The following is a 24,246-nucleotide window of genomic DNA, read 5'->3' on the forward strand; positions in this document are numbered from 1 at the left end:
ACGCGTGATGGTCAAGACATAAGCCAAGTCCTTTCAAGCGTAACAAGCGCGCCAGTCAATGCCTCCAACGCGCGCGCAGTTCCTATTACTCAAGCGCCTTGCCCCAACCGCAGGTATTGTTTCAAATGGCAGGAGTAATTCACCATGTCTAGGACCGAAATCGGAGGGGTAGATCAGAACAGAGTCTTTTGACTTGCTCGATTCTGGTAAGCGGGTGTCGCTTGCTGAGTTTGTCAGCATAATCCACGTGACTTTCCCGAATTCAACGTGGCAGCTTTCCTTGTTGTATTAAGTACGCCAGTCTTCTAACCGTTCGGAAGTATCTTACAACCACGGGAACAAGTGGGCGCTGCAGCACCCACCGCGGACCTCGCTTTTGAAAATGCGGTAGGAGTAGCAATCGACTTGGGATATTGACTTCCCAACTGAGACATGAACGCGTTATTTGTGGACTTGCAGGGCGGAAAGAACCTTGAATCACGATGAGCTAGAACCCATAAATCCATGCACTGCGGAATGACCACGCTGCAGTCATCGTCGCGGATCATAATGGAACCGCTGATAACCCGGCAAGACCTTCAATCGACTATGAACCGCGAGCACACTAGAAAAATAGAATTAAGGGTAAGTCAGCACGAGGAGCACATTCGTAAACCAAAGTAGCCCAATACGCTGAAAGTCTTGAGCGAGATAATCAATGCTTCGAGTGCGACTGAACCAACCGAAATGGTATCAGCCTTTTTTTGATCCACTATCGGCCTCTTTGCCACCACCTCCGCCTGTTGGAGGCGCAGCGCCTTCACCTTTTGTGGGCTGATATCCACCCAGAACGCCATGTCCAGGGGTCGGTTGCCAGCCCTTTTTCTGAACCACCCAACCTTCGTTAATTTCACGTGGCTTGCTATTCTCACTCATGCCTTTTTGATTACTTACTTTTTTGACTTCTTCGGCCATCTAGTTAGTCCCCCGAAAATTTCTATTCGCTGTATATCCTTACCACACAACAAGACGCCACGCATAGGCTCGAGTAAGGTCCATGGTTCGCCATTGCCATTTTCCTTCCAAACTTCTTGCAGGTAAATATCACGCTCCAAAGGGTTAGACGAGGCGAAGGAGGACCAGCCAAATTTTCCTACATAAATCGTACCACTATTTAACTTGACCCAAAGAAAGGTCTCTTGACACACATTTGAGAATGCATAATCCCAAGCGGCTGGTATATGATGACCAATTCGAAGGCCAAGATTACCAGCAATTTTGTACAACCACTCTTTTTGATCAACAAAAACAATAGTTATTGCAATCAAGCACGGAACAATAAAATAATACAAATATGACCAAATTAGTGGCGGGACCAAAAAACCGTGCTCAAAATGAAATAACGGTGAGACAAAGGCGTAATATGCTGTTGAGGCCATGGCATAATGCAATAAGCGATCCTTCAAGTCTGGTACGATACCTTCTTTGAAGCGTGATCTAATACTCAATATGACAAGGCCGGGGGCAAGTAGCATTGCTAAATTTGAAAAATTGCTTGCGTCCGGAACTTCGAACATTGATATACTCCTATAACAGGTTAGCAGAGCCGTGATTCTTCACGCAAGCAAAGTTAAATGGCTGACAACTTAATCTGCAGCTGACCCGACCTATGCCTGGACGTTACCATGCCTACCTAAAGCCAACGATTTGCCATCATCGCTCCCGCCCAGCTTCTGACACCGCTTTTGAAATCGGTGACAGAACAAAATCGATGATCCGACGCTCGCCAGTGGTAATCTCAACACTGGCAGCCATACCAGGCGATAAGGCCAACGACTTCTGCCTTGTGCTTGTTCCTTTGCTGCCCTCAATCGCGCCCCGCACAGGTAAGGCCTGCTGATCAACTCGCACGCGCACAGGAAATACGAGACCTCGCCTCTCATCGGTTACCGCATCGGCCGCTATTCGATCTACGCGCCCCTTTAGATAACCATATCGGGTGAAGGGGTAGGCTTCGAGTTTGACTGCAGCTGTATCGCCGACCTTTATGAAGCCGACATCCTTGTTGAGCACCAAGGCCTCGATAACAAGCTCTTGTCCTGAAGGAACCAGTGTCATCAATGGAGCACCTGCTTCTACCCTTTCGCCCACGGTTGTAACCGCAACTTCGACGACCACGCCGTCCAGAGGCGCGGTAAGGGTTTGTAAGCGTGCGCGCTCACGGGCTTTAGTTGCGGTTTCGCGGCGGGAACTTTTAGCGCTTTCAGCTTCTGCCAGTTCAGTCGCGGCTTGAGCGCGAAACTCTTCAACAGCTTGATTTCGTTCGCGGGACAAAAGCGACAACTCAGCCCTAGCACGGTTAATCTCTTCGAATTGCACCTTTCGGTCGTACTCCAGCGAAACAACACGTTCTTGCGCCTGCAATGTGATCAGTCGCGCGCCGTAACCACTTCGGTCTAATTCGTCACGCGCCTTCCATTGCTCTCGCGCGAGTGGGATGGTCGCATCAATCTTCGCTACCTGTGCCTGGGCTGTCGCGATTGCGCTCCTGGCTGCGGCTTCACGGGCACCCAAACCCGCAAGACGCTCCTGTAGACCGCCTATTCGACTTGCCACGGCTTCTTGTTCGGCGAGGAGTACCTCTGGAGAAGCTCCCTCTGGCGGCAAGAATTTGGGTTCCTTGCCATTAATGTAGTCTAGGAGCGCTCGCGCGCGCGCCGCGGCCAATGTAGCTTGGTCAAACTCGGCAAGTGCAGCGCCAACGTCTGCTGTTACAAAAGTGGGATCGAGAGAGACCAGGGAATCCCCTGCTTTCACCTTGGCACCTTCTCGAACATGGATCTCACGCACGGTCCCGGGCTCCGCGGCTTCAATGCTTTGCAATCTCCCGAGTGGGATTACCCGGCCCTCTGCGATGGCAACGATCTCCATACGCCCTAGAACCGACCAAAGGAGCGCACCAACCGCTGCTGCCAAGATTACCCAAAGGATCGCCCTGCCTGTTGGAGATGGAGGAGACTCTGATATCTCGAGTGCTGCAGGCAAAAAATCCGTATCGGTATGCTTAACTTTAGACTGACGGCGCGCTTCGGACTCAGCTTTCCAAGCCGCCAGCAACACTTTTACGTGGTTCATGATGCTCATCGCCGCATTCCACCTTCATGCATCTGCATGCGCCACAACTTGGCATAAAGCCCATCCCTTGCAATCAATTCAGAATGGCTGCCTTCTTCGGCAATGACCCCGTTTTCAATCGCGACAATTCGATTCGCCAATCGGATCGCTGAAAGCCTGTGGGCAATGATTAGAACGGTTCTCCCGCGTGCCATTTCTGACAAATTTGCCTGAATGATAGCTTCACTTTCCGCGTCAAGTGCCGATGTCGCTTCATCAAAAATCAGCACGCGTGGATCAGGTGCTAGCGCTCGCGCAATCGCCAGTCTCTGCCGTTGACCACCTGACAAATTGGATCCGCGCTCTTCTATCTCGGTGTCATAGCCCTCGGGCAGCGCCAATACGAATTCGTGCGCCCCAGCAAGCTTGGCAGTCTCAACAATTCTTTCAAAAGAAAGGCCTGGATCTTGGAACGCAATATTGTCCCGCACGGAGCGGTTAAACAAAACATTCTCTTGAAGCACGACACCGACTTGCCGACGGAGCCAAGAAGGATCAACCATTGCAAGGTCAACACCATCAACCAGTACCCGACCACTCTCCGGTACATAAAGGCGTTGGACTAACTTTGTGAGGGTGGATTTTCCAGAGCCAGAAGGCCCGACAATTCCGATGATTTCGCCTTCTTTAACCTCGAGGTTAATTCGCTTGAGAACCTCACGCCCCCCTGGTCGATACCTGAACGTCACATCATCAAATGTGATTTCCCCTTTGACTGTCGGTAGAGCTGTGCGCGAAGCGCTGGCCGAGGGCTCAACTGGTGTATTGAGGATGTCACCCAGCCGATCAACGCCAACCCTTGCTTCTTGAAATTGCTGCCAAAGCTGGGCCAACCGTAGGACCGGTTCGGCGACACGTCCCGCAAACATATTGAAGGCAACGAGCTCGCCGACAGTCAGAGTCCCCGAAATTACCTGCTTTGCGCCAACATAAAGAATTACGGCCATAGCGACTTTATTGACTAATTGGATGGCTTGACCACCCCATATCCCGATTTTTGCCGCTTCAAAGCCTGCCTTCACATACGCTGCCAAGAGGGTTTCCCAACGACGCTGCATTTGCGGCTCAACAGCACTCGCTTTAATCGTCTCAACCCCGGTCACGCTCTCGACAAGAAACGCTTGGCTCTCCGCACCGCGATTGAATCTCTCTTCAATACGCTTTCGCAGAGCTGGCGTGAGAGAAACCGAAATGATTACATATAGGAGCAGCGAGACAACAACGATCAGGAACAAAAGCTTGGAGTAGAACCACATCAACAGGAGGAAAACGAGGGTGAAGATCAAATCAATCACCAATGTCACCGCGCTTGAAGTCAAAAACTCACGGATCGTATCCAGCTCCCGAACGCGGGCAACGGAATCGCCAACCCGTCGTTGCTGGAAGTAGGCCAGCGGCAGAGCAACCAAGTGACGGTAGAGCTTGGCCCCGAGCTCGACATCCACCCGACTGGTTGTATGGGTAAACAAATGTGCTCGAAGGCCACCTAACAAGGTCTCAAAGATTATGATCCCGATCAAACCAATGCAGATAACGTCCAGGGTGTTTAAACCCTGATGCACCAAAACCTTGTCAATCACGACTTGGAAAAACAATGGGGTCGCCAGACCAAACAACTGGAGAAAGAAGGAGGCGATCAATACCTCGCCGATGAGACCGCGATAACGGACCAAAGCTGGAATAAACCACGTTACATCAAACTTGCCTTGTCCTATTCCCCCGATGCGTACGGTCGACAACAAAACGGTGCCTTCGAAAACCTCTCTCAAGGCGTCAATTTGAAGAGTCTGAGGTTCGCGACCGGGTCGCTGGACCAAGACCTCGTCAGCTCTGGCAGCCCCAATAATGAACCACCCTTTATCCTTGGTCATCGCAATTAATGGCAGCGGCGCATCCACAATCCTTTCGACGGAAAGTGCACGTGCTTTTGCTTTGAGCCCCTGGCGGCGTGCCAGCCTAACTAAATCATCCGGCGATACAAAAGCTTGATCTGTCCCTAGCGCGTGTTTCAGAGCGGCAGGATCGGCTGCCTTCTCATGGAAGGCGAGCATCATTGCCAAACATTCCAATGCTTCTGACAGCGGATCCATCACAGCTGATGCCAATCCATTCTGGACTATCTCAGTTGTGGGATCGCTTGGTGAACCTAGGGATTGTTGATGGCCACTCATTCTTCTGGTCCAATCATACGCTGAAAATCACCCATTAAGTTCCGCAGGAAGATGTCAGCGGGCTCAAGCCGATCATGCAAGGCAATTAGCGGGCGCTCCAAAAAGGCAGGTCTTCCTTTCGGAGGATCAAGGACCATTTTGGGGTCGCGTTCCAAGGAAAACTCGGTATCGGAGTTAATTCGTCCTGTCGGATCAATTCCCAATAAGGTCAGCAACAAAGTTGTTGCGACCATATACTCACGTTTAGCGTTTGCTAAATTGACCTTGGCATCAAGTACCTCTTGTTCTTGATTAAGGACATCCAAAGTCGTTCTTGCACCCATGCGCTGCTCAAGCTCAGCACCTACTCGCGCGACCTTTGCGGCGCGTACTTGCTCAGCGGCAGCAGTCACGTTGGCATCAGCGGCATCTAAGTTTGCCCACGCAATTGTTATCCGTTCAGCAAGCTGCTGTTCGAGATCAAGTGAATCAATTCTCGAGGCATTTGCTTCGGCTAGAGCCGCTCGTACCCGCGACTGATTTTGACCCGCGCTCCAGAGCGGGATCACCAGGCGCGCAGACAATTGAGCATCAGCCGAACGTGAACCTTGGAAACCAGAGTTAGCGGCACCGCTCAAGCTAGCTTCAAGCGAGGCTCTTGGAGCAACTTCAGTTTGAATGGTTCGAGCGCTTGCGCGGGCAATTTCCTCATTAAATCGAGCGATCTTGATGTCATGGCTATTTCGAATTCCAAGTGAAATGGCGTCGGCAAGCGAGTCTGGCAATGTCTCGGGGAGAAGTTCAACTTCTACAAGCCCAGTCGGCCGACTTCCAATAAGGCGCTCTAAAGTCGCCCAGCTCGCCGCTAGGCGCGCTCTTGCGCTGGCTTGTTGTCCTTGTGCCGCCGCGAGGCGGGTTTCAGCTTGGGCGACATCAGTAAGGCCTATCAGACCAGCATCTTTTCGAGCTTGGGTCGCTTTGAGTTGGCCCATTAAGTTCGAGAGCCCTTCATCCCGAATACCTAGGATAGTCCAATCACGCACAACATCCGCATACGCATCAAGTGCATTGCGAACGGTCAGAAGCTCTAACGACCGCATCCGTGCAATGGCTTGGGCGACACGGAGATCTGCTTCGCGAAGCGTTGCTTGATAGCGACCGCCCGACATCAATGGCTGCGATAGATTCAAGGAAGCTGTCACAGGTTTGGTGTCTTCCCAAATGTTTTGGCCCACAACACGCTGTCCATTATATGCAAAGCCAGCGCTGACATCGCCACGCAACGTCGGCCTACGCAAATTCCTCGCTTGAACTTGCTGCTCAGAGATGCCGTCAAGTCTGAGCCTTTCAGACTTAATTGAAGGGCTTTCCTCCAATGCCATTGCAACAATTTCATTGATAGATTGAGCTTGTGCTGGGCACCACGGACCGATTACGCAAATAGCTACAACAGCCCAGATTAAGGACTTTCTGGTGCGGACAGGGTCACGCACAACACTCAACATCAACCCCTATGTGCCCAATCGCACATCCTATCTAACGCGGAACAACACGCAGGCGATTGCCGAACTCAACCCAAGCTAGACCGCCGTTGGCAATGGAGACATCATCTGGTTGCGTCAGCGCCAAGGTCTCGCCGGTTTTCTCTAACTTCACGACATAGGTAATACCTCGGCGCTTTTTGTCTATCCGAACTGAACGTTGCGAAAGAACCTGGGCGGCTTCGACGCGTGTTAGCGCTCCAACATCTCGTCTCTTATAATCATTGGCCGCAATTGATGAGCGACAGCCTGTGCTAGCCAATAGAGCACCCACAAGCGCGACGGAAATCAATGTTCTTTTAACAAGCATAATCATCCCCCAATTTAGGATTTTGAGTTTAAAATCAGTTTGGACGCGAGGTGGCGTCTTTTGAAATTTGGTCGAGCATAATCTGTGATGAGCTGGTAATTCTCTTCCCGTCCGGTGTGGTCATATGAAATTTAAACACACGGTCCGGGAAGGCCGTTTTGACCAAATCCATCATAATTTCATCGATAGCTCCAAATGGCGCAACAACTTCCATGAGCCATAAAATCTCGCCACCTTGCCATTCATGCGGTGCCAGTTTGTGAGCCCCGGCCTCAAGTCGCTCATCGGTTTCAGAGGACACAAATGCGTAAGTTACGAAGGCTGCGGGCGTACCATTTGGGCCGTTCCAAATCCGAAACTGCTCGGTCAGGATAGCGGGCATCACGAACCACTCAAGGTCCGACAAAAACATGTTCTTGTGAATCTGAGATTGAGTTAGGAGCCATGTGATTTCGCCGAGAACCTGGGACACCGTCTTCTGGGGTGACCCTACACCCTCAACGCCGGGCCCGTCGGGAGGAACGTTATAGCTTTGCGCCAATTTCTAGCTCCAATCTCAGTTTCACAATAACTTTAGATTATTGATAACCACTGCATTGAAAGTCGCAAGGCCGAATGACAGAAAGCGCTTTTGAGTTGCAGTAGTCCACCACTTCGCGTTCAGGAGATTTCCCCCCAGCAGCGTTTCAGCCGCTGGGGAGATGTGCGGTTGATTACGCCCAATTCGTTGCGATCGTGCGTGCCCTTGAAAGGCCGATGCCAGAGACATGTCCCGGAGCCAATGTGGCGGATTGACCGTCCTGAGAAGTACGATTGCTTGTACCTCCCATTCTCGCCGGTGACTTGAACTGGGTGATTGCTTGAGCGAAGGCTTGGTTTTGACGGGCTGATGCTGCATCGGCGGATGACATCAGCGCGCCACTTGCTTGTGAGGAGGCAGCACTTTCTGCCATTGCAGCCAAGTCGGAGACAAACTCATCCTTTCCAGCGAGTGTGGAACGGTAAGCTTGCACGCCTACAGCGGGTTCGGTCCACCAACGCTTGATGGCGCGACTAACTGCGCTTGGCGTTGCTTGGCTTGATAATGAGCCTGAATCATCTGGGGTGAGACCATCTTCAAGACCATAGAGCGAGCGCTTGGAGCTAACGGCTGTGAACACATCAGCCGCCGGCGAGATCTCCGCTTGGCTGTCCAACAGGCTATCACCACCACCCAGCACCCCATCACTGAAAACCTCTGGTGTGAGACCACGTGCCAGTGAAGAAGTTGGTCCGTAGTCACCAGAACCCAACTCGCCATTGTCATCAAAGGGGAAGCCACCGGAGCCTTCTTGGGGACCATTCGCGCTTCTGAGCTCTTCCAAGAGTTGACGACGCGTTGCCGCGGTCATGCTCCACGCTTGACCGAAGTCCAGCGCTTCATAAGGATTGGTAGAAGCGATTTTGGCGATCTCATCCGCACTTGCCAATTGATCAATGCTTAAACCATTGATGGACCCGAAAGCCGCATCCGCCGCGCGCACGACGCGACCGTCCTTGAAATATACTTCCGCATGACCGAACACCCGGTTCTTGGTGTTGGCAATGTCTTCGGACGATATGGCACCTTCTGCCACGCGCTGAGCTTCACCCTCAGGCATGGTAGAGGCTTCACCCATCACCAGATCGCGCACGGCCGGGAGATCTGATGTCGCTAGCTCGGGCGGAGTCGACGTCGCCGTAGCTTCTGCCGCTAATGCCGACGGTGATGAAGCTGCGGATCCGCTGATCTGCGGCAAAGTCCGCATCGGTTGGTCAACATAGATCAGGCCGATCTTTGCAATGCCTGCCTGGTCAAGGCTCATCAATTCTTCATAGCTTGAGGCACCATTCTGGTCTTTATCGACCCAGATCATGAAATTGGCGAATTGGACATCTTCAGCACTCAGCCAGTCATCCTGATTGCTGTCAAAGGCCTTTAACCCTTCAAGGTCTGTAACGGCTCCTGGAAGATCGCCTGTGAAAGAAATCTCACTGAGCGGCTGCACCAAACCGTCGAGATCGCGGTCAAGGGCAAGAATACCCTCGCCGGTGCCTGCCCATCCCAGACGATCAACCATGCCATCTTCATTGAGATCAAACCAAACGCTCGACTTATCCGCTTCAATCAGCTCAATTCCATCTCCACCAAGGTCAATTACCAATGGCGCTGCACAGCCAGCCGAAGCTGTGGCAGTTCCGGCAGCTTCAGCCAAATCTTGGAATGTGCGCTTCTTCTTCACAACCTTCTTAAGCGCCTGATTGCCATCACCACCATCAGCTCGGATGAAGTCCAAGTCTTGCGTTGGAATAGGCTTCTCATCCCCCAAGGCTTGCTCAGTTGCTTTGCCATTCTTGCCCTTGACCCGGCCAAACTCTCCATCGGTTCCAACACCAGTGAGATCAAGGAAGTTAGATGCAAGAGAACTGCCCTTTATGTGAGCCCATTGCATCTTCAAAAAGACATCATGGGCCGTTCCGGTTCGACCATTTGCCCAAGTGAACGAGGCTGTGTTCACCACGCTACTATCTGTCGTGTTACCTCCGTCAAAGCCAGTCGATGTTAGTGTGAGGTTAATCGAAGTGATCCCAGCTTCCGCAAGGCTTTGCAGTTCCTTGCCACGGCCTCGGCCGTTCTGGTTCACGTCTCGCCAGACCTTGAACTCGCCAAATCGCGCATCGGAAGCATTAAATATACCATCCTGATTGCTATCGAATGCTCGCAATCCTTCAAGGTCGGTTTTGGCTCCCGTAAGGTCTCCAATAAATGATATTTCGCTCAGCTTCGTGATTGCTCCGTCGCCATCGCGATCGAGTGCCAAGATACCATCATCCCCATCAACCCAGCCAACGCGGAACAGCTTACCGGTTGTTTCATCGCGCCACGAAACCTTGCTGTCGTAAACAGAAACTAAGTCAGCGCCATCACCACCAAGGTCGAGTACAACGGGAGCAACAGAGCCAGAAACGCCGGGTGGATAAACCCATGGCAATTTGAGCTTGGTAAAGTCAATTTCAGCGCCACCTGCTGCAACATGTTCCACTAGTGTTGCCGCTTCATAACGCCGCGATTGGCTATTCCACGTCATAACAGCGCCACCGGCAATCCGGATGCGATCGCTGACTTGGTGGGCTTCTAAGTTCGAATTGCTTAAATCTTTGAGCCCGACCCAGAGGTCGTTGCCAACCACCTTAAAGATAACATCTTCCAACGTCGCGGTGGAGCCGATCACGATACGGTCACGGCCACCCGTATCATTTATGACATCAAACCCATGACCACGCTCAAACACGAAGGTGTCGTCGCCGTTCGACGTGTAAATCAGGTCATTACCTTCACCGCCGACTATGATGTTGTTTGCCTGCTCCGTAACGGCATAATAGCCATTAAAGCCTTCGCCACCGCTACCATAGATAACATCATTTCCTTCGTAACCCCAATTCCAGTCATTTGTATTGGTGTTGCCATAAACGATATCATTCCCAGATGTTCTGGACCGCCCGTGGTTAATCCGACCGATATCCACGCTCCCTGAACCGCCAACGTCGATGGTTTTAATTCGATTGTTACCTGGCGTCGAAAAATTACTAGCTAGATCTATGCCTTCTGGAGTCGCTGTTCCCCTAACCCTCATCTGCAGACCTTGGTTCGGCGCATTGAATGTTAGCATCGACCAGGTAATGCCTTCGCCGAAGACCAAGGCATTGGAATTCGTTACATCATCCACGAGCGTATCAAGGCCATCGCCTCGATTAAAAACGTAGGTATCACTGCCCCCATAACCCGTGAGAACATCGTTACCCTTACCGCCTGAGAAAGTCTCATCGCGAGCTGAGCCACCTAATTGATCATTAAAACTCGTGCCGGAGAAGTGCTCAAAATCCGTCAACAAGATCGGCCCATTCACTCCTCCAAATTGACCGTTGGTAATGTTGACTGTGACGGGAGCGGTGAACTCCGAAAAATCCACAGTGTCGAAGCCTTCGGACCCTGAATATGAATCGCGCCCTGCTGTGGCAACGATCCAATCATCTCCACGTCCACCTGAAATCCTGTTGAAACTCGAATTCCCTTTAAGAGTATCAGACAAGGCCGACCCGACAAGACTCTCAATACCCAGGAAGCCGTCTCCCTCGGCGTCGCCACCAAGCCCCTCGCCCTGCCAGTAATTTGAAGGGTGTGACGCAGATAAATCAACCCAAACTGCGGTTGCAGAATCCTCGTAACTGGCAGTGTCTTCGCCATCATCGCCACTCAGCAAATCTGCTCCGGTACCGCCCTTCAAGATATCGTTGCCATTCCCCCCGGCAAGTTGATCGTTACCCAAAAGCCCGGACAGGGTATTGTTATTTCCATCACCGATCAGAAGGTCGTCAAAGTTCGATCCTTCGATATTCTCAAAGGTCTGTGTGGCTGTGGAAACCAAAACGCCCGATGCATTGCGAATCAGGCGATAATTGTCATCGGCAGCCGCCCCAAGTTGCCAACCTTCGAGATTCACAATTACGCCTGTTGATGTCGAAGGAAACCAAGTCGGCCATTGAGCCGCCGATACGAGATTGGCAAACTCGAGGTCTTTGTAGCTAACTGTATCGATACCATTGCCGCCGCTTGCGGCTATCGCTCCCCTACCAGCATAAACGACATCATCTCCATCTCCGCCTTCGATGTAAGTCCAACCAGTTCCGCCATCGAGAATGTCGTTACCGGTGCCACCGAACAATTCGTCGCCATCTGAGCCACCAACGAGAACGTCATTTCCTGCCCCCCCGCGTAGCCAGTCGTAGCCGGCCCCACCGATGAGCACATCATCCCCATCACCTCCGTCTAATACGTCGGCACCTTCGCCCCCCGTGAGCCAGTCATTGCCAATTACGCCTGAGATCGTATCGTTAAAATTGCTTCCAAGATAAACGTCGTTGCCCGATGTACCCGTGCGATTGACAGCTGCCGAAGATGCACTTGAATCAATGAACTGGTTGGGTTGGCCAACTGTTACCGTCCCACTCGTATAGCCCACTTTTGTCATGAAATTGGCTTGCTCGAAAACGGCAAAGCTGGATCCCGTCCAAGCGGGAACATCTATTTCAGCAGGTGCCATATCTACGAGCTGAAGCTTTCTAATAGAAGCCTTTTGATTCCCCAGAGTGGCCTTGCTCATCCAAATCTCGACCGTAGCAAACGCTGCGTCCACCGGAACAATCGCAGTGCCTGAAAGTCTTGTCCAATCTGTTGAACCCCCATTGCCTTGCCAAGCTTGATAGGAATCGGTTGCGGCGGTCCAGTCTTCTTTCCAGAACCTCAGCATGGACGTTACGTTCGAACCAGCAATAAGTGACCTGGCATCAAATGCATAACCAATTTTCTCGCCAGGTCGCACAACGTGGAGCCCGTTGGAGTTCTCTCCGCCAGCAAGTGTGACAGAACCAGAATAATACTCCCCATAGGCGAAGTCTGTGTTCGCCGCAGTACCATTTCGTTCAAGCTGAAACTCGGTTATGCCATCGTTTGATGCGAGTGTTCGCGTCATGCCAATACCAGCAGGTTTGTACCACTCTTGTACTGGCGCAGAACCCATAGACCCATCAGCACCGCGAATGCGGTTTCTGTTATCACTTAGATAGTGCGTCCGAAGGGTCCCGGTTCCATCCATCACAAAGCGCATCATTTCATAGAAACGCGTCTCCGTGACTGTAGATGAAGCCAATAATCGCAAACTATCTGCAAACCCACGCGCACCTCCGGTAAAGTCCGAGCTGTTTGCTTCATTGATCTTAAGTTCTGCGGCGCGCTGTAATGTAATAATCCAAGAGGCATTGTCAGCAGACATAGCTAGTCTTGAAACAATTCGATCAATCTGCTCTCTATTTTGCGAATAGACTGATGCATCTGTTGGGCTGAGCGGACGCTGACCCGCTGCTAACACGCGACTCAGAAAAGCACTATTTGCATCATAGTAGGATTTATCCAATCCCGAATTCACTGCATAGGCCGATCGAACCCAATCATATTGAGCGCCTAGAGCTGCTAGTTTTTCTTTGCCCCATTCACGAATTCGTCCCAAATTTAGACCATTAGGATCATTATTCTGCGAAGCAGCTTTATACTCATTGAAAAAGTCTGCCTTAACCCACTTTAAGTAATCAACAGTCGAGTCGGCAAGTTTTCGATAGGCATCTGAAAGTGCCAGATCTATCAGACCGTTAGATTTGAAATATGTCTCGAAATCACTAGCGATCTGCAGATTTCCAGCAAGCTCTGCTGTGGAGGTTGCTTGGCTATTGAAGATGGCACGCTTCAAGAAAAGCGAACCACCTGACATCTTCATCTGCGGTAAAGTCCATAGAACCGCCCTATCCACGGCCTCATCAAAGGATGCAACATTGGTGGGGGTGGCACTGACCGAACCAAGGCGAAGCCAAACCTGTTCTCCGGTGTACCCAAGTTGGACTGGGCCAATCGCTTCATTCAGTCTCGCGGCACTAGATGTAGCCTGTTGTTGATAAACAGCACCTATGACACCGTTGAGGGTATCAGAAACTGTGGATGCCATGGCGCGAGCATTGTCGACCAACCCACCATTTGATGCGCCACTTTGTCCCAATTCAAAGCTCGATCTCTCAGTATTCAGAACGAGAGTTGAGAAAGCACTCGGGACGCCTCGGTCCTTTTTGCGCCCAAAAATATTGCCAATCAAAGCCCCAAGGATAAATCCCACGACTATGCCGGCACCAGGTATAGCGGTCAAAAATGAACGAACAGCGGTGCCGACAGTGCTGCCGAAGAGCTTTGCAGAGACCGAGCCCACACCTTTTACTAGCCATCCACCCTTGAGCAGTGCCTTAGACCAAAAACCGCCAGAAATCCCAAGTGATCCTATCCCAGCACCTATCGAACTGAGGAGTCCAGCGGCCTGAGTCTCTGGCCTGACAATGCTGGATGCAAGCTTTGTTGCAAAATAACTCACCAACCCTGAAACCAGAGCACTACCGGCTTGTGGGCCGCTTACTATCTTTGCTGCAGCTTCACCGGTATTCGTTAAGTTTAGCCCCGCCAAAAGGGGAGCGCGGGAAGCTATATTTGTAATGGCTTGTCCTAGTACAGAACCGAATCCTGCGGAAAATATTTCTCCACCAAAACCTTTTAGCCCTAATCCGTTCGCCAGCTCAGTAGTTAAAAAGCTCGAAATAGACCCAATTGCAACTCCTGTTGTGGCTGTCGCAAAGTTTACACCGAAATTAGACCAAACCTCTTGATTGACCCCAGTCAAGACCGGGCCAAGTTCGTTAATTCGCACGCCAATGCCGAGGGCACGACGCGTTGCTTCGAGCGTTTTTCCAAGGTTAGTTGCAAACGCTGTCACAAACCCGGATGTAATGATGTTTCCGATTGAGGATCCGGTATCCGCGTATCTAGCTAGACTTGACCCGATTATGCGGCCAACATCCGCCAGATTTATTGAACCAACATCTTGGTTCGAAATAGGATTTGCCGCATCATCTGGTGCTCTAAGGCCAATTGGATTGCCCTGAGCATCACGGACAATAAAAACATTCCCTCTATACGCGTCGCCATCTCCAGCGAGATACCGCCCAATCCTTTCCAGATAGAACTTGTTGTCTTGACGTGATAGATCGTAACCCGCCGCCCTCCACCGAGCATACTCGCGGGTGCCAACGTCCTGAGTCCAAAATTTTTTCAGTTTTTGAACTTGGTTTGGCGAATATCGAGCAATTGTTTCTTCTTCTAGTCTCAAAATATCGCTGGTAGTTACCGCGGAGCGCGACTTCCCGAAAAAAAACTGTGCACCCGCTTCTGTTAATTGTGTATTTGGTGCCGTGCTTATTGGAGCGGAATTCTCGTAAAGACCTTCTGGGAGTATTCCCAAATTAGTAATACCAGATCCTCGAAGTAACGAAATCTGCTCTGGGGTTCCGTAAATTTTGCCGTCACGTGCATTAAAGACAAGGCCCCTGTTATAATATGCTATAACACGAGGAACCCCAATCGCCTCCAAGAGTGTACTTTCAAAGGTGGAAGCGTTCCACTCATACAATTTCTCCTCGAAAGTTTCAGTTAATGGATTGTCCCTCTTTCCTTTTTGAAATAGGTGCCCAAATTCGTGAACCAAAGTTCTGAGCATGTCCATTGGAACTACTGAGTAACGGTTACCTTGCTTTGCAAGTCGTAAGGACCCGCCGAAGCGACTGATGTTTATAAAACTTCCCGCAGCAATTCCACCGGATACGATTCCATAAGTTGCTTGTATTTGTATCACGGGCCGATTGGTACTTTTGAGATGGTCGGTCAATGCGCGCATGTGGGGAGTATGTTGAATCGCCTCTAGCGCTCTTGTAACTTCGGGGACTGCGTTTCCATCGTTTATCTGAAACGTGACACCATTTATGACAAAGCTTGGCATTTTAACATCCCTACCGTTTGATACGATTTAGTGAGCCCCAACTATTTTCGCTTTTTCAGCTTCGATCTGCATTGCACGAGAACACTCTTCAAGGCTTTGATATTTTATAATATTTGCTACCGTGACCTCAGTATCATAATCTAATTCAGGTCCGACATAGCCATAAAGAACCGCTAAACACGCACCAATTTGCGCCTCAACGAAGGCTTCAGGCCAATCTTGAGCGACGAAACAAAGAACTTTTCTTTGCTCTTTACTGTATATTAACGCGCTGCCCATGATTGGCATTTTACCGTCAATTGGCTTTTGGAAGGTTATAATCTTGGAAGCCTTACTGAGTGGGCGGTCGGCTCTAAAACGGTTGGTTTCCAGTCGAAGAGACTCTAGCGTGCGTTCCCACGCGGCGTTTGGCGTAGGCGAGCCACTCGTTTTATCTGACCAAAGAAGCTGTCTCGCATAAAAATGACCAATCGGAATCTGGCGATCTAAATCAAATGGTTGAGGAGAAATTTTCTCGGCTTGGACCCCAAATTCTTTTTGAGTTTTTGTTGAGAAAAAGGAAAAAGGAACAACAAAGATGTCCGCGTCAGTCGGTTCTACGATCGGCAAAAGAAATGCCTGTGTTTGCGGCGTTATTCTGATGAGCAAATTATTTCCGACCTTTGGGGCGCTAGGAGGCGCGCTGAACCATGCGGCAGTTGGAACATCATTCCGCCCCGCATAGCTAAAGTGCACAGCTGAGCCCCCACAAATCGTGGTGAAAGGTGGCAAGGGGATCCCGTCCGCACGGCAGCTCGAAACCAAAAATGCAGCGGAAAAGCCGATACACAAACTGGAGAATTTCGATCTAAACATCCCTGCGAAACCCTAACGCAGACCAACACGCATTTAATCGCGACTGCCTGCTCTGAATATCAACTATACGCTGTATTCGAGGTTAACACCAATTCAATAGATGTAAACTCACTTTGCCTATTCTCTGCGAGTTAACTCTGCAGCTGACAGGAAGCTCTTAGGGCGTGAGCCAGTCTCGACATCTGACTCAGCGATGAGTCAGCTGTTGTGCTAGCAGCCTTGGACCGGCCTTGCTCGTCAATCAGCTCGCCAAATGCTAGTCGCGTCGATCAAGGTTCTGTGTGCAACTTCCAAGGTCAGGACCTATGGGACTATTCGAAGGGTAACGCACCATACTTCCCACGCCCCAGCGAACAAACCGATTATGGCCTTGTTGAGAGTTCCAGATGCGAATCCGCCTTGATTGGAACAACCGTCCAAGCGATCAAAATGGATCAGGCAGCTCTGCTGCTGCTTCGTGGCGATCGGTCAAATACAAGATTTTTGATGCAAGCAGACAAAGTGGCGCAGACCATTTACTGACACTAGTGAACATAAGCTAAGGATGTCTTATCCATTGTGGCAAAAAACAAAGCTGGAAAGCGCTCCATTGAAATAGGGTGCTCAGCAGAGCAGCCCAAAGGTGTCCCCCAGCGGCGCTTAAACTGCTGGGGAGATGTGCGGTTGACTACGCCCAATTCGTTGCGATTGTGCGTGCCTTTGAGAGGCCGATGCCTGAGACATGTCCCGGAGCCAATGTGGCGGATTGGCCGTCTTGGGAAGTACGATTGTTTGTACCTCCCATTCTTGCCGGTGATTTGAACTGGGTAATGGCTTGAGCAAAGGCTTGGTTTTGACGGGCCGATGCTGCATCGGCCGATGACATCAGCGCGCCACTTGCTTGTGAGGAAGCAGCACTTTCTGCCATCGCAGCCAAGTCGGAGGCAAACTCGTCCTTTCCAGCAAGTGTGGAACGGAACGCCTGTATGCCTGCAGCGGGATCGGTCCACCAACGCTTGATGGCACGATTGGTAGCAGTGTTTTCCTGGTCACTTGAGCCAAACGCGTTATCGGCAAGTCTATCTTCCAAACCTGAGAGCGAGCGGGCCGAGGTGATAGCTGCGAACACATCTGAAGCTGGAGCAATCGACGCCAGCGACCCAGGAAGTGCGTCATGACCAATTCCACCATCTTCCAACGAGCTAGAACCATTAGCGTCACTGAAGGAAGTTGCAGATCCATTTGATCCGGCCTCATTAAATGTGCCGTCGTCACTCATCAGGTCGTCGAACCCTTTGGGAGGACCAGATTGATCACGCAAGCTCTCAATCATCTTGCGACGATCTCCAGCATTCAAACTCCATGGCTGACCAAAGTCGAGCGCTTCATAGGGGTTGGTTGAAGCGGTCTCCGCAATCTTTGAAGCACTCGCGAGCGGATCAATTGCCAGACCATTGATGGTACCAAATGCGGCATCTGCGGCGCGTACAATTCGACCATCTTTGAAGACGACTTCTGCATGACCAAAAATGCGGTTCTTCGTATTCTCGATGCCACCCACATTTTCTGTCGCAGATGTTGCAGCTTCTTTGACTGGTGCAAGCGTGTGAGGTGCGAGTTCAGTCTGAACGCCCTCACCAACTTGGGCTGAAGAAGCTGACGTAGCTTCCGCGATACCCTCGGCCTCCATAGCCATCTGATAAGACGGCAAGTCGGTCGTCGCCAACTCAGTTCCAGAAGCCTGAGACTGCTTGCGCATTGGATGATCAATATAGACCAGACCAATCTTCTCAATGCCTGCCTGATCTAGGGTTACGAGCTCTTCGTAGGAGGACTGGCCATTTTGATCGGTATCTGTCCAAATCAAGAAGCTCGAGAAGGTTGCGTCTGCAGACGTCAACCAATCATCGCCATTGGTATCGAAGGCTTTGAGGCCTTCCAAGTCTGTCATTGCACCAGGCAAGTCCTGCACAAACGAAATCTCGCTCAAAGGCTGTACGAGGCCGTCACCATCGCGGTCGAGCGCCAAAATCCCTTCGCGGGATCCAGCCCAACCCAACCGATCTTCGAACCCATCCTCATTCAGATCAAACCATACTTTTGAGTCTGCTGCTTCAACGAGCTCAATGCCATCGCCGTCCAAATCAATTACCAAAGGTGCCGCTGTGCCAGCCGATGGCGTAGCAGTGCCAGCGGCAGCATCTCGATCTTTAAACGTCCGCTTCTTCTTGACGACCTTCTTCAGATTAGCTGAGCCATCATTGGCGTCCGCACGTACGAACTCGAGATTTTGCTTTGGAGCCTCCGCTCCATTGGCGATTGTGACTTTGTCCAACTTATTCTTGCCAGAAGACTTCGCCCGGCCCAGTTCGCCATCATCAGATGGCTTGACTGAAGCCTTGCTGCCCTTGCCAAGAACTGGACCAGCAACATGGGCCAAACGCGCACCCAGAGCGACGTCATTGGCCGTTCCTGTCGTACCATCTGCCCACGTGAAGTTGGCGGTGTTTAAAATGACATTGTCACGGGTGTCTTTGGTACTAAAGCCCGTACTCGTGAGAGAAAGGTTGATCGAAGTAATGCCAACTTGAGCTAATGTTTGCAGCTCTTTACCACGACCACGGCCATTCTGATTGACATCGCGCCAGACCTTAAACTCTGCAAAGCGCTCATCATTAGCGTCGAGGACCCCATCCTTGTTGGTATCAAAACCTCTAAGGCCTTCCATGTCTGTCTTGGCACCCCCAAAGTCTTTGACAAACGAAATCTCGCTCATCTTGGTAATGGCACCATCACCGTCGCGGTCGAGAGCTAGAATGCCATCGTCGCCATCGACCCAACCCATTTGGTACATTGGCGCATTGTTGTCAGGCTTGAACACAATCTGGCTGCCCTCAACCGAGACAAGATCAGCGCCATCATCACCAAGATCGAGAACAACAGGGTACCACCAATTATAATTGGAGACGTCATTATCAACGATCGTCCAATTCACATCGAGCTTGGTAAAGTCGATCTCCGCTCCACCTGCGGCGACGTGTTCAACCAATGTGGAAGAATTCCACATGTTACCGTTTGGCGAGCCCCATTCCATATCGCGGTATTTGATACCGCCATTGACGATTTTAATCTTATCGGCAACTTGATTGGCCTCTAGCGCAGAATTAGTCTGATCTTTCAAGCCGACCCAAAGATCATAGCCATCCACTTTATAGATCACATCTTCCATCGTGGCCGTTGAGCCAATTACAATCCGGTCACGACCGCCACCGTCATTGATCGTGTCTGTGCCATGTCCACGTTCAAATACAAATGTGTCATCGCCAACCGACGTATAGATCGTGTCGTTACCCTCGCCACCGACAATGATGTTGTCGGCTTGCTCATAGGCCGCATAGGCATTGTACCAACCATTGTTCCCGCTGCCATAGATGATGTCATCACCCTCATAGCCCCAGTTCCAATCAAATGTATTGGTGTTGCCGAAGATATACTCGCCCCAAGCATTGCCAGAGCGACCATGATTGATCCGGCCAATCTCCAAGCTTCCAGCGCCGCCCACATCGATCGTCTTGATCTTGTTATTGCCGCTTTGCGATGAGAAGTTGCTATCGAGCCAAATACCTTCACCAGTTCCCCGGATCATCATTTGCAACCCTTGGCCAGGTGCATTGAAGCTCAGCTTCGACCAAGTCACACCCTCACCAAATATGAGCGCATTTGAGGCACTCGCATCATCCGCTAGAGTGTCATAGCCATCGCCAATGTTGAACACATAGGTGTCGCTACCGCCGCCACCGGAGAGATAGTCATTGCCCTTGCCGCCTGAGAATGTCTCATCGCGGGCAGAACCGAAAAACTGGTCACCGAAATTGCTACCAAACAGGTGTTCAATGCCCACATAAGTGGTTCCACCTGCAGCCCACTGGCCATAGCCAGCGTTGAGATCAACCCAGCTTGCCGAAGTCAACTCGGAGAAGTCAACCGTATCAAAGCCTTCCCCCCCTTCATGGCGATCCCCACCCGACGTGGCCGTGAACCAATCATCGCCACGACCGCCTATGAGGTTGTTATAGCCACCTTCGCCTTTCAGCGTATCTGCAAATGCCGATCCAGTTAGGTTCTCAACCCAAGAATAGGTATCACCTTCGGCGTCACCGCCAAAGCCTTCGCCAGCCCAATTGTTTTCAGCCGTGGGATGAAGACTAACCCAAACAGCAGCCTGAGAGTTCTCATAGCTGGCTGTGTCGCTTCCGTCTTCGCCAAAGAATTTGTCTGCGCCTTGACCGCCTTCGAATGTATCATTGCCTGCCTTGCCATAAAGCTGATCGTCGCCAAAACCACCCTTGAGAATGTTGGCAACCTCATCGCCGCGGATCACATCATTGAAGTTCGTACCGGTGATGTTCTCGATCAGATTAAGGCCATCACCCATGAATGCGCGCGCCTCAGGACCCCAGCCCCATCCAGCGCGGACACTCAAGTCGTAATTGATCGCGGATGAGAATTTCACATAGCTGACGGTATCGGAGCCGTTGCCGCCATCATACCAGTCCCACGAACTATCTTCGTCGGCAATAAACAGATCATTGCCCTCGCCCCCAAACATGGAATCTTGGCCTTGGCCGCCACTAAAGACGTCGTCGCCGCCTTCACCCCAAGCACCACCATTAATAGGCAACACCCAGTCAGTGTAATCGTCGCCGTCACCAAGGGACAAATAGTCGTTGCCTTCCCCGCCAACAAGGCCATCAATGCCAGCTCGCCCGAGCAACACATCATCGCCTTCGCCGCCTAAGATGCCATCGCGGCCGGACCCACCGTCCAACCAGTCATTTCCACCCCAACCCTCTAGACGGTCATTGCCAGACCCGGATTTGAAGACATCGTCGCCACCAGTATAAGTGACAGTCTGGTAAGATCCCGATCCGGCGTTTACCCAATTGCCCCAGTAATCGTAATAGGGCGGATCTTCGACCCAATCGACCTGCTGGTGCCAATCCTTAATCTCCAGATCAGCCGACCAATTGCTGTAGTCGTAAAATTGATTGGATGCACCAGCTGTCTGCGGGTTAACGCCCCAGCGATTGCTCGAAATCTGGAATGTGCTACCCGCATTGTTATAACCGACATCATTCCAGAAATTGCCCAAATCAAACGTGTCATAAGACGATCCCGCCCAATCGGAAACGCCAGTAGCACCCGCAGCCAACGTCTCAACTTGGAATCTGCGCAAGGCCGTCGTGTGTTGTTGCCCCTGGAAATTACCACCTCTAAATGTCCAAACGACAACTGCTGCATATGCTGCGTTGGCTGGAGCGGTCACAACGCCCGAAACCTTCTGCCAATCTGCCGAGTATCCGCTATTCTGAGCGCCTGTTTGATACCCAAGTTCGGTACCGTCAGCCGCCCAAAAGTGTACGTGAGCCACAATGCTGCTGTTGGAGCTGCCGCTCTTAAACTCAAGCCCAAACCCGAGACGTTCACCACCCCTTACACTGTACCAACCATCAGCTCGATCTCCACCATTGATCGCAAACACGCCCGAATCCGTGTTGCCCCAACTTTGGTAAACACCACTGCCGTTGATGACAAATGCCCGCTCTCCATCGACGGTCTGGGTACCTCGCGACGAGGCACCGCCACCGGCCCACCACGTATGGACGAAGTCATCTCCTCGGCTCAGATCCGCCCCGCGCACCCGGTTGCTGCCACCGCTCAAATATTCCGCACGCAGTGTTGTACCATCGGGCTGCATCGTCAGGCGAAGGTCATCATAGAAGCTCGGGCTATCACCAGCCGAGCTCATCAACTTCAGACTATCCGCAAAGCCCTGTGCTCCGCCAAAGAAGTCGCTCGCCGACGCCTGATTGATCTTAAGCTCAGCTGCACGCTGTAACGTGATAATCCAGCTTGCCGCAAATTGGGTCAATGCAAGGCGCGAAATAATGCGGTCAACCTGAACCTTGTTCGCATTATAAAACGCTAAATCCCCGCCATTTAGCGGGACACTATCTTTCGCCAATGCCCGCGTCATAAAGCTCTTATTGGCATCGTAGAAATTGCTGTCGACATTGGCCGCGACTGCATAAGCAGAATGCACCCAAGTTCCAGCAGAGCCATATTCAACTAAGCGACGCTCCGCCCAAGCGCGCATCTTGGCCAAATCTTTAGCTTCTGGATCGCCATTGGCGGCTTGGCTCTTATAAAGGTCCATGTCCCAAGGTGCAGACCGCATCCACGCCAAATAATCTGTCGTGGCGAGCTTCATGCTCGTGTACGGCTCCGCTATTGCCGCGTCGATCAATGCGCGGTTCTGCAGATAAAAGCCATAATCCTCGGCAATCTGCATATCGCCCGTTAGCGTCGTAACCGAGTTCGCCTTGCTGCGCGCCACGGCGCGCTTCAAGAACATATTGCCCCCTGCGATCTGTAAGTTGGGCAAGCTCCAAAGAACTGCCTTGTCGACCGCCTCATCTGCACTGTTAACATTGGTCTGTGGTCCATATTGACCGCCAAGACGCACCCAAAGCTGGTCATTGGTATGCCCAAACCGGGCCGTTAATGCCCCCTGACTACCCGACCAAATCGAGCGCAGCTTCTGACCAGCCGCAATCGTCTCAATCAGGCCATTGAGAGTCTCCTGGGTAACCGTCGCCATGTTGCGAGCAAGCTCGAGATTGCCACCACTTGAGACACTAGACGTTCCGATCTCAAAGCGGTTGGATTGTACGCTCAACACCGCATCTGCAAAGGCAGATGGGACACGCTGTTTCTTCTTACCAAACAAATTGAAAATGTTAGTCGAGTGCACCCACGCTGTGAACGAAGCGAGCGTTGCGCCTAGCACAGCGCCAATGAAGCCCCCGATTGGCCCACCCAAACTATATCCAATTTGAAAGCCAATTTGCGCACCTTGGGTTGCCCGGTAAGATGCATACAAGCTACTCAAAGTTGCTCCAGCTTGTGTGTTTGGCGTTACCACCTTCATCGCTAGCTTCTGCCCAAAATATGACCCAATCGAGCTAGCAAAAGCCAAAGACGCGGCCCCAGGAACAGCGTTATCGCCGAACCAGACTTCTGGCTTGGCCACCAGGTTTTTTAAAATTGGCAGGTTAGAAGCTACATTAGTCAAAGCATGACTAAGTAAGGTAGAAGAGACCGTGCTGAACAACTCAGCCCCAAAACCTCTCAAACCCAAGGCCTTGCCAAGTTCCATCGACATATAACTGGAGATCGAGCCAATCGCAGCTCCAGCCGTAAACTGAGCGAACTCAATGCCGAAGTTACTGAATACCGTAGCTGTTACATTCTGGGTAATCGCGGAACCATCTGGTGGCGGGTTAGCATTATAAGCCGCTACCGCGCGCGAAATCTCAATTGACTGCCCAATATTATATGCCACAGTCCCAATCAATGATCCAGCCAGTACACCTACAACCTGCTTGTCACCCGCAAGAAATTGACCAAGCGAAGAACCGAACTGTTGGCCGATGCTGGAAAGGGGGAAGGCGTATTCTTGAAGGCCTAGTTTGACAATTAACTCTGCTTCAGAAAGCGGTGTTTCTTGTTTAAGTTTCGTTGTTAGATCGGTGTTTTTGGGTCCCCTACCAGTTTGTTCTTCATTTGCTCCTGATAAAATCGCTCTCTTCCGTTTGTTAGCTGCTTTCCACTCATCATCAGCTGTCCCACTGCCAGCGTAATTAGGATTACCATTTCGGTCTAAAATTGACGCAGCATCAATTTTCTGTTTTAATTCAGTAAATGTTGGCGATGACGTTACTTGTGCTAGCGTCAACCCAAGCTGCTCTTCCCAT

Annotated in this window: 10 protein-coding genes; all 10 read right to left on the minus strand. The window is 51.3% G+C overall.

Going from position 1 to position 24,246, the window contains the following annotated elements; genetic code table 11:
• Positions 1-732: 732 nt before the first annotated feature.
• The 10 genes from ACOVRA_RS03275 to ACOVRA_RS03320 all read right to left on the minus strand — a co-directional run bounded on the left by ACOVRA_RS03275 (position 733) and on the right by ACOVRA_RS03320 (position 23,834).
• A complete protein-coding gene (locus ACOVRA_RS03275) occupies positions 733-954 on the minus strand; it encodes a hypothetical protein (RefSeq protein WP_421719039.1) in 222 nt (73 codons plus the stop codon).
• Positions 930-1,556 (minus strand): DUF6338 family protein, encoded by a 627-nt coding sequence (locus tag ACOVRA_RS03280; protein ID WP_421719040.1) that lies wholly within the window; start codon positions 1,554-1,556, stop codon positions 930-932. The genes ACOVRA_RS03275 and ACOVRA_RS03280 overlap by 25 nt, the downstream gene beginning before the upstream one ends.
• Before the next feature lie 136 nt (positions 1,557-1,692).
• On the minus strand, positions 1,693-3,114 hold the full coding sequence (locus tag ACOVRA_RS03285) for an HlyD family type I secretion periplasmic adaptor subunit (protein WP_421719041.1): 1,422 nt from the start codon (positions 3,112-3,114) through the stop codon (positions 1,693-1,695).
• Positions 3,115-3,119: 5 nt separating this feature from the next.
• On the minus strand, positions 3,120-5,243 hold the full coding sequence (locus tag ACOVRA_RS03290) for a type I secretion system permease/ATPase (protein WP_421719042.1): 2,124 nt from the start codon (positions 5,241-5,243) through the stop codon (positions 3,120-3,122).
• A gap of 77 nt (positions 5,244-5,320) precedes the next feature.
• Positions 5,321-6,808, minus strand: a complete 1,488-nt coding sequence (locus ACOVRA_RS03295) for a TolC family protein (protein WP_421719043.1) — start codon at positions 6,806-6,808, stop codon at positions 5,321-5,323.
• A gap of 31 nt (positions 6,809-6,839) precedes the next feature.
• Positions 6,840-7,160 (minus strand): hypothetical protein, encoded by a 321-nt coding sequence (locus ACOVRA_RS03300; protein ID WP_421719044.1) that lies wholly within the window; start codon positions 7,158-7,160, stop codon positions 6,840-6,842.
• Positions 7,161-7,188: 28 nt separating this feature from the next.
• Complete coding sequence (locus ACOVRA_RS03305; protein WP_421719045.1) at positions 7,189-7,695, minus strand: toxin-activating lysine-acyltransferase; 507 nt, start codon at positions 7,693-7,695, stop codon at positions 7,189-7,191.
• 172 nt (positions 7,696-7,867) lie between these two features.
• Positions 7,868-15,595 carry a hypothetical protein gene (locus ACOVRA_RS03310; protein ID WP_421719046.1) on the minus strand — a complete coding sequence of 2,576 codons (7,728 nt, stop codon included), beginning with the start codon at positions 15,593-15,595 and terminating at the stop codon, positions 7,868-7,870.
• Between the two features lie 27 nt (positions 15,596-15,622).
• Positions 15,623-16,450: a hypothetical protein gene (locus ACOVRA_RS03315; protein WP_421719047.1), complete on the minus strand. Its 828-nt coding sequence runs from the start codon at positions 16,448-16,450 to the stop codon at positions 15,623-15,625.
• A 667-nt stretch (positions 16,451-17,117) separates the two neighbouring features.
• Complete coding sequence (locus tag ACOVRA_RS03320; protein ID WP_421719048.1) at positions 17,118-23,834, minus strand: hypothetical protein; 6,717 nt, start codon at positions 23,832-23,834, stop codon at positions 17,118-17,120.
• Positions 23,835-24,246: the final 412 nt, after the last annotated feature.

The organism is Aquidulcibacter sp. (assembly GCF_049239865.1).
GTDB lineage: Bacteria > Pseudomonadota > Alphaproteobacteria > Caulobacterales > Aquidulcibacteraceae > Aquidulcibacter.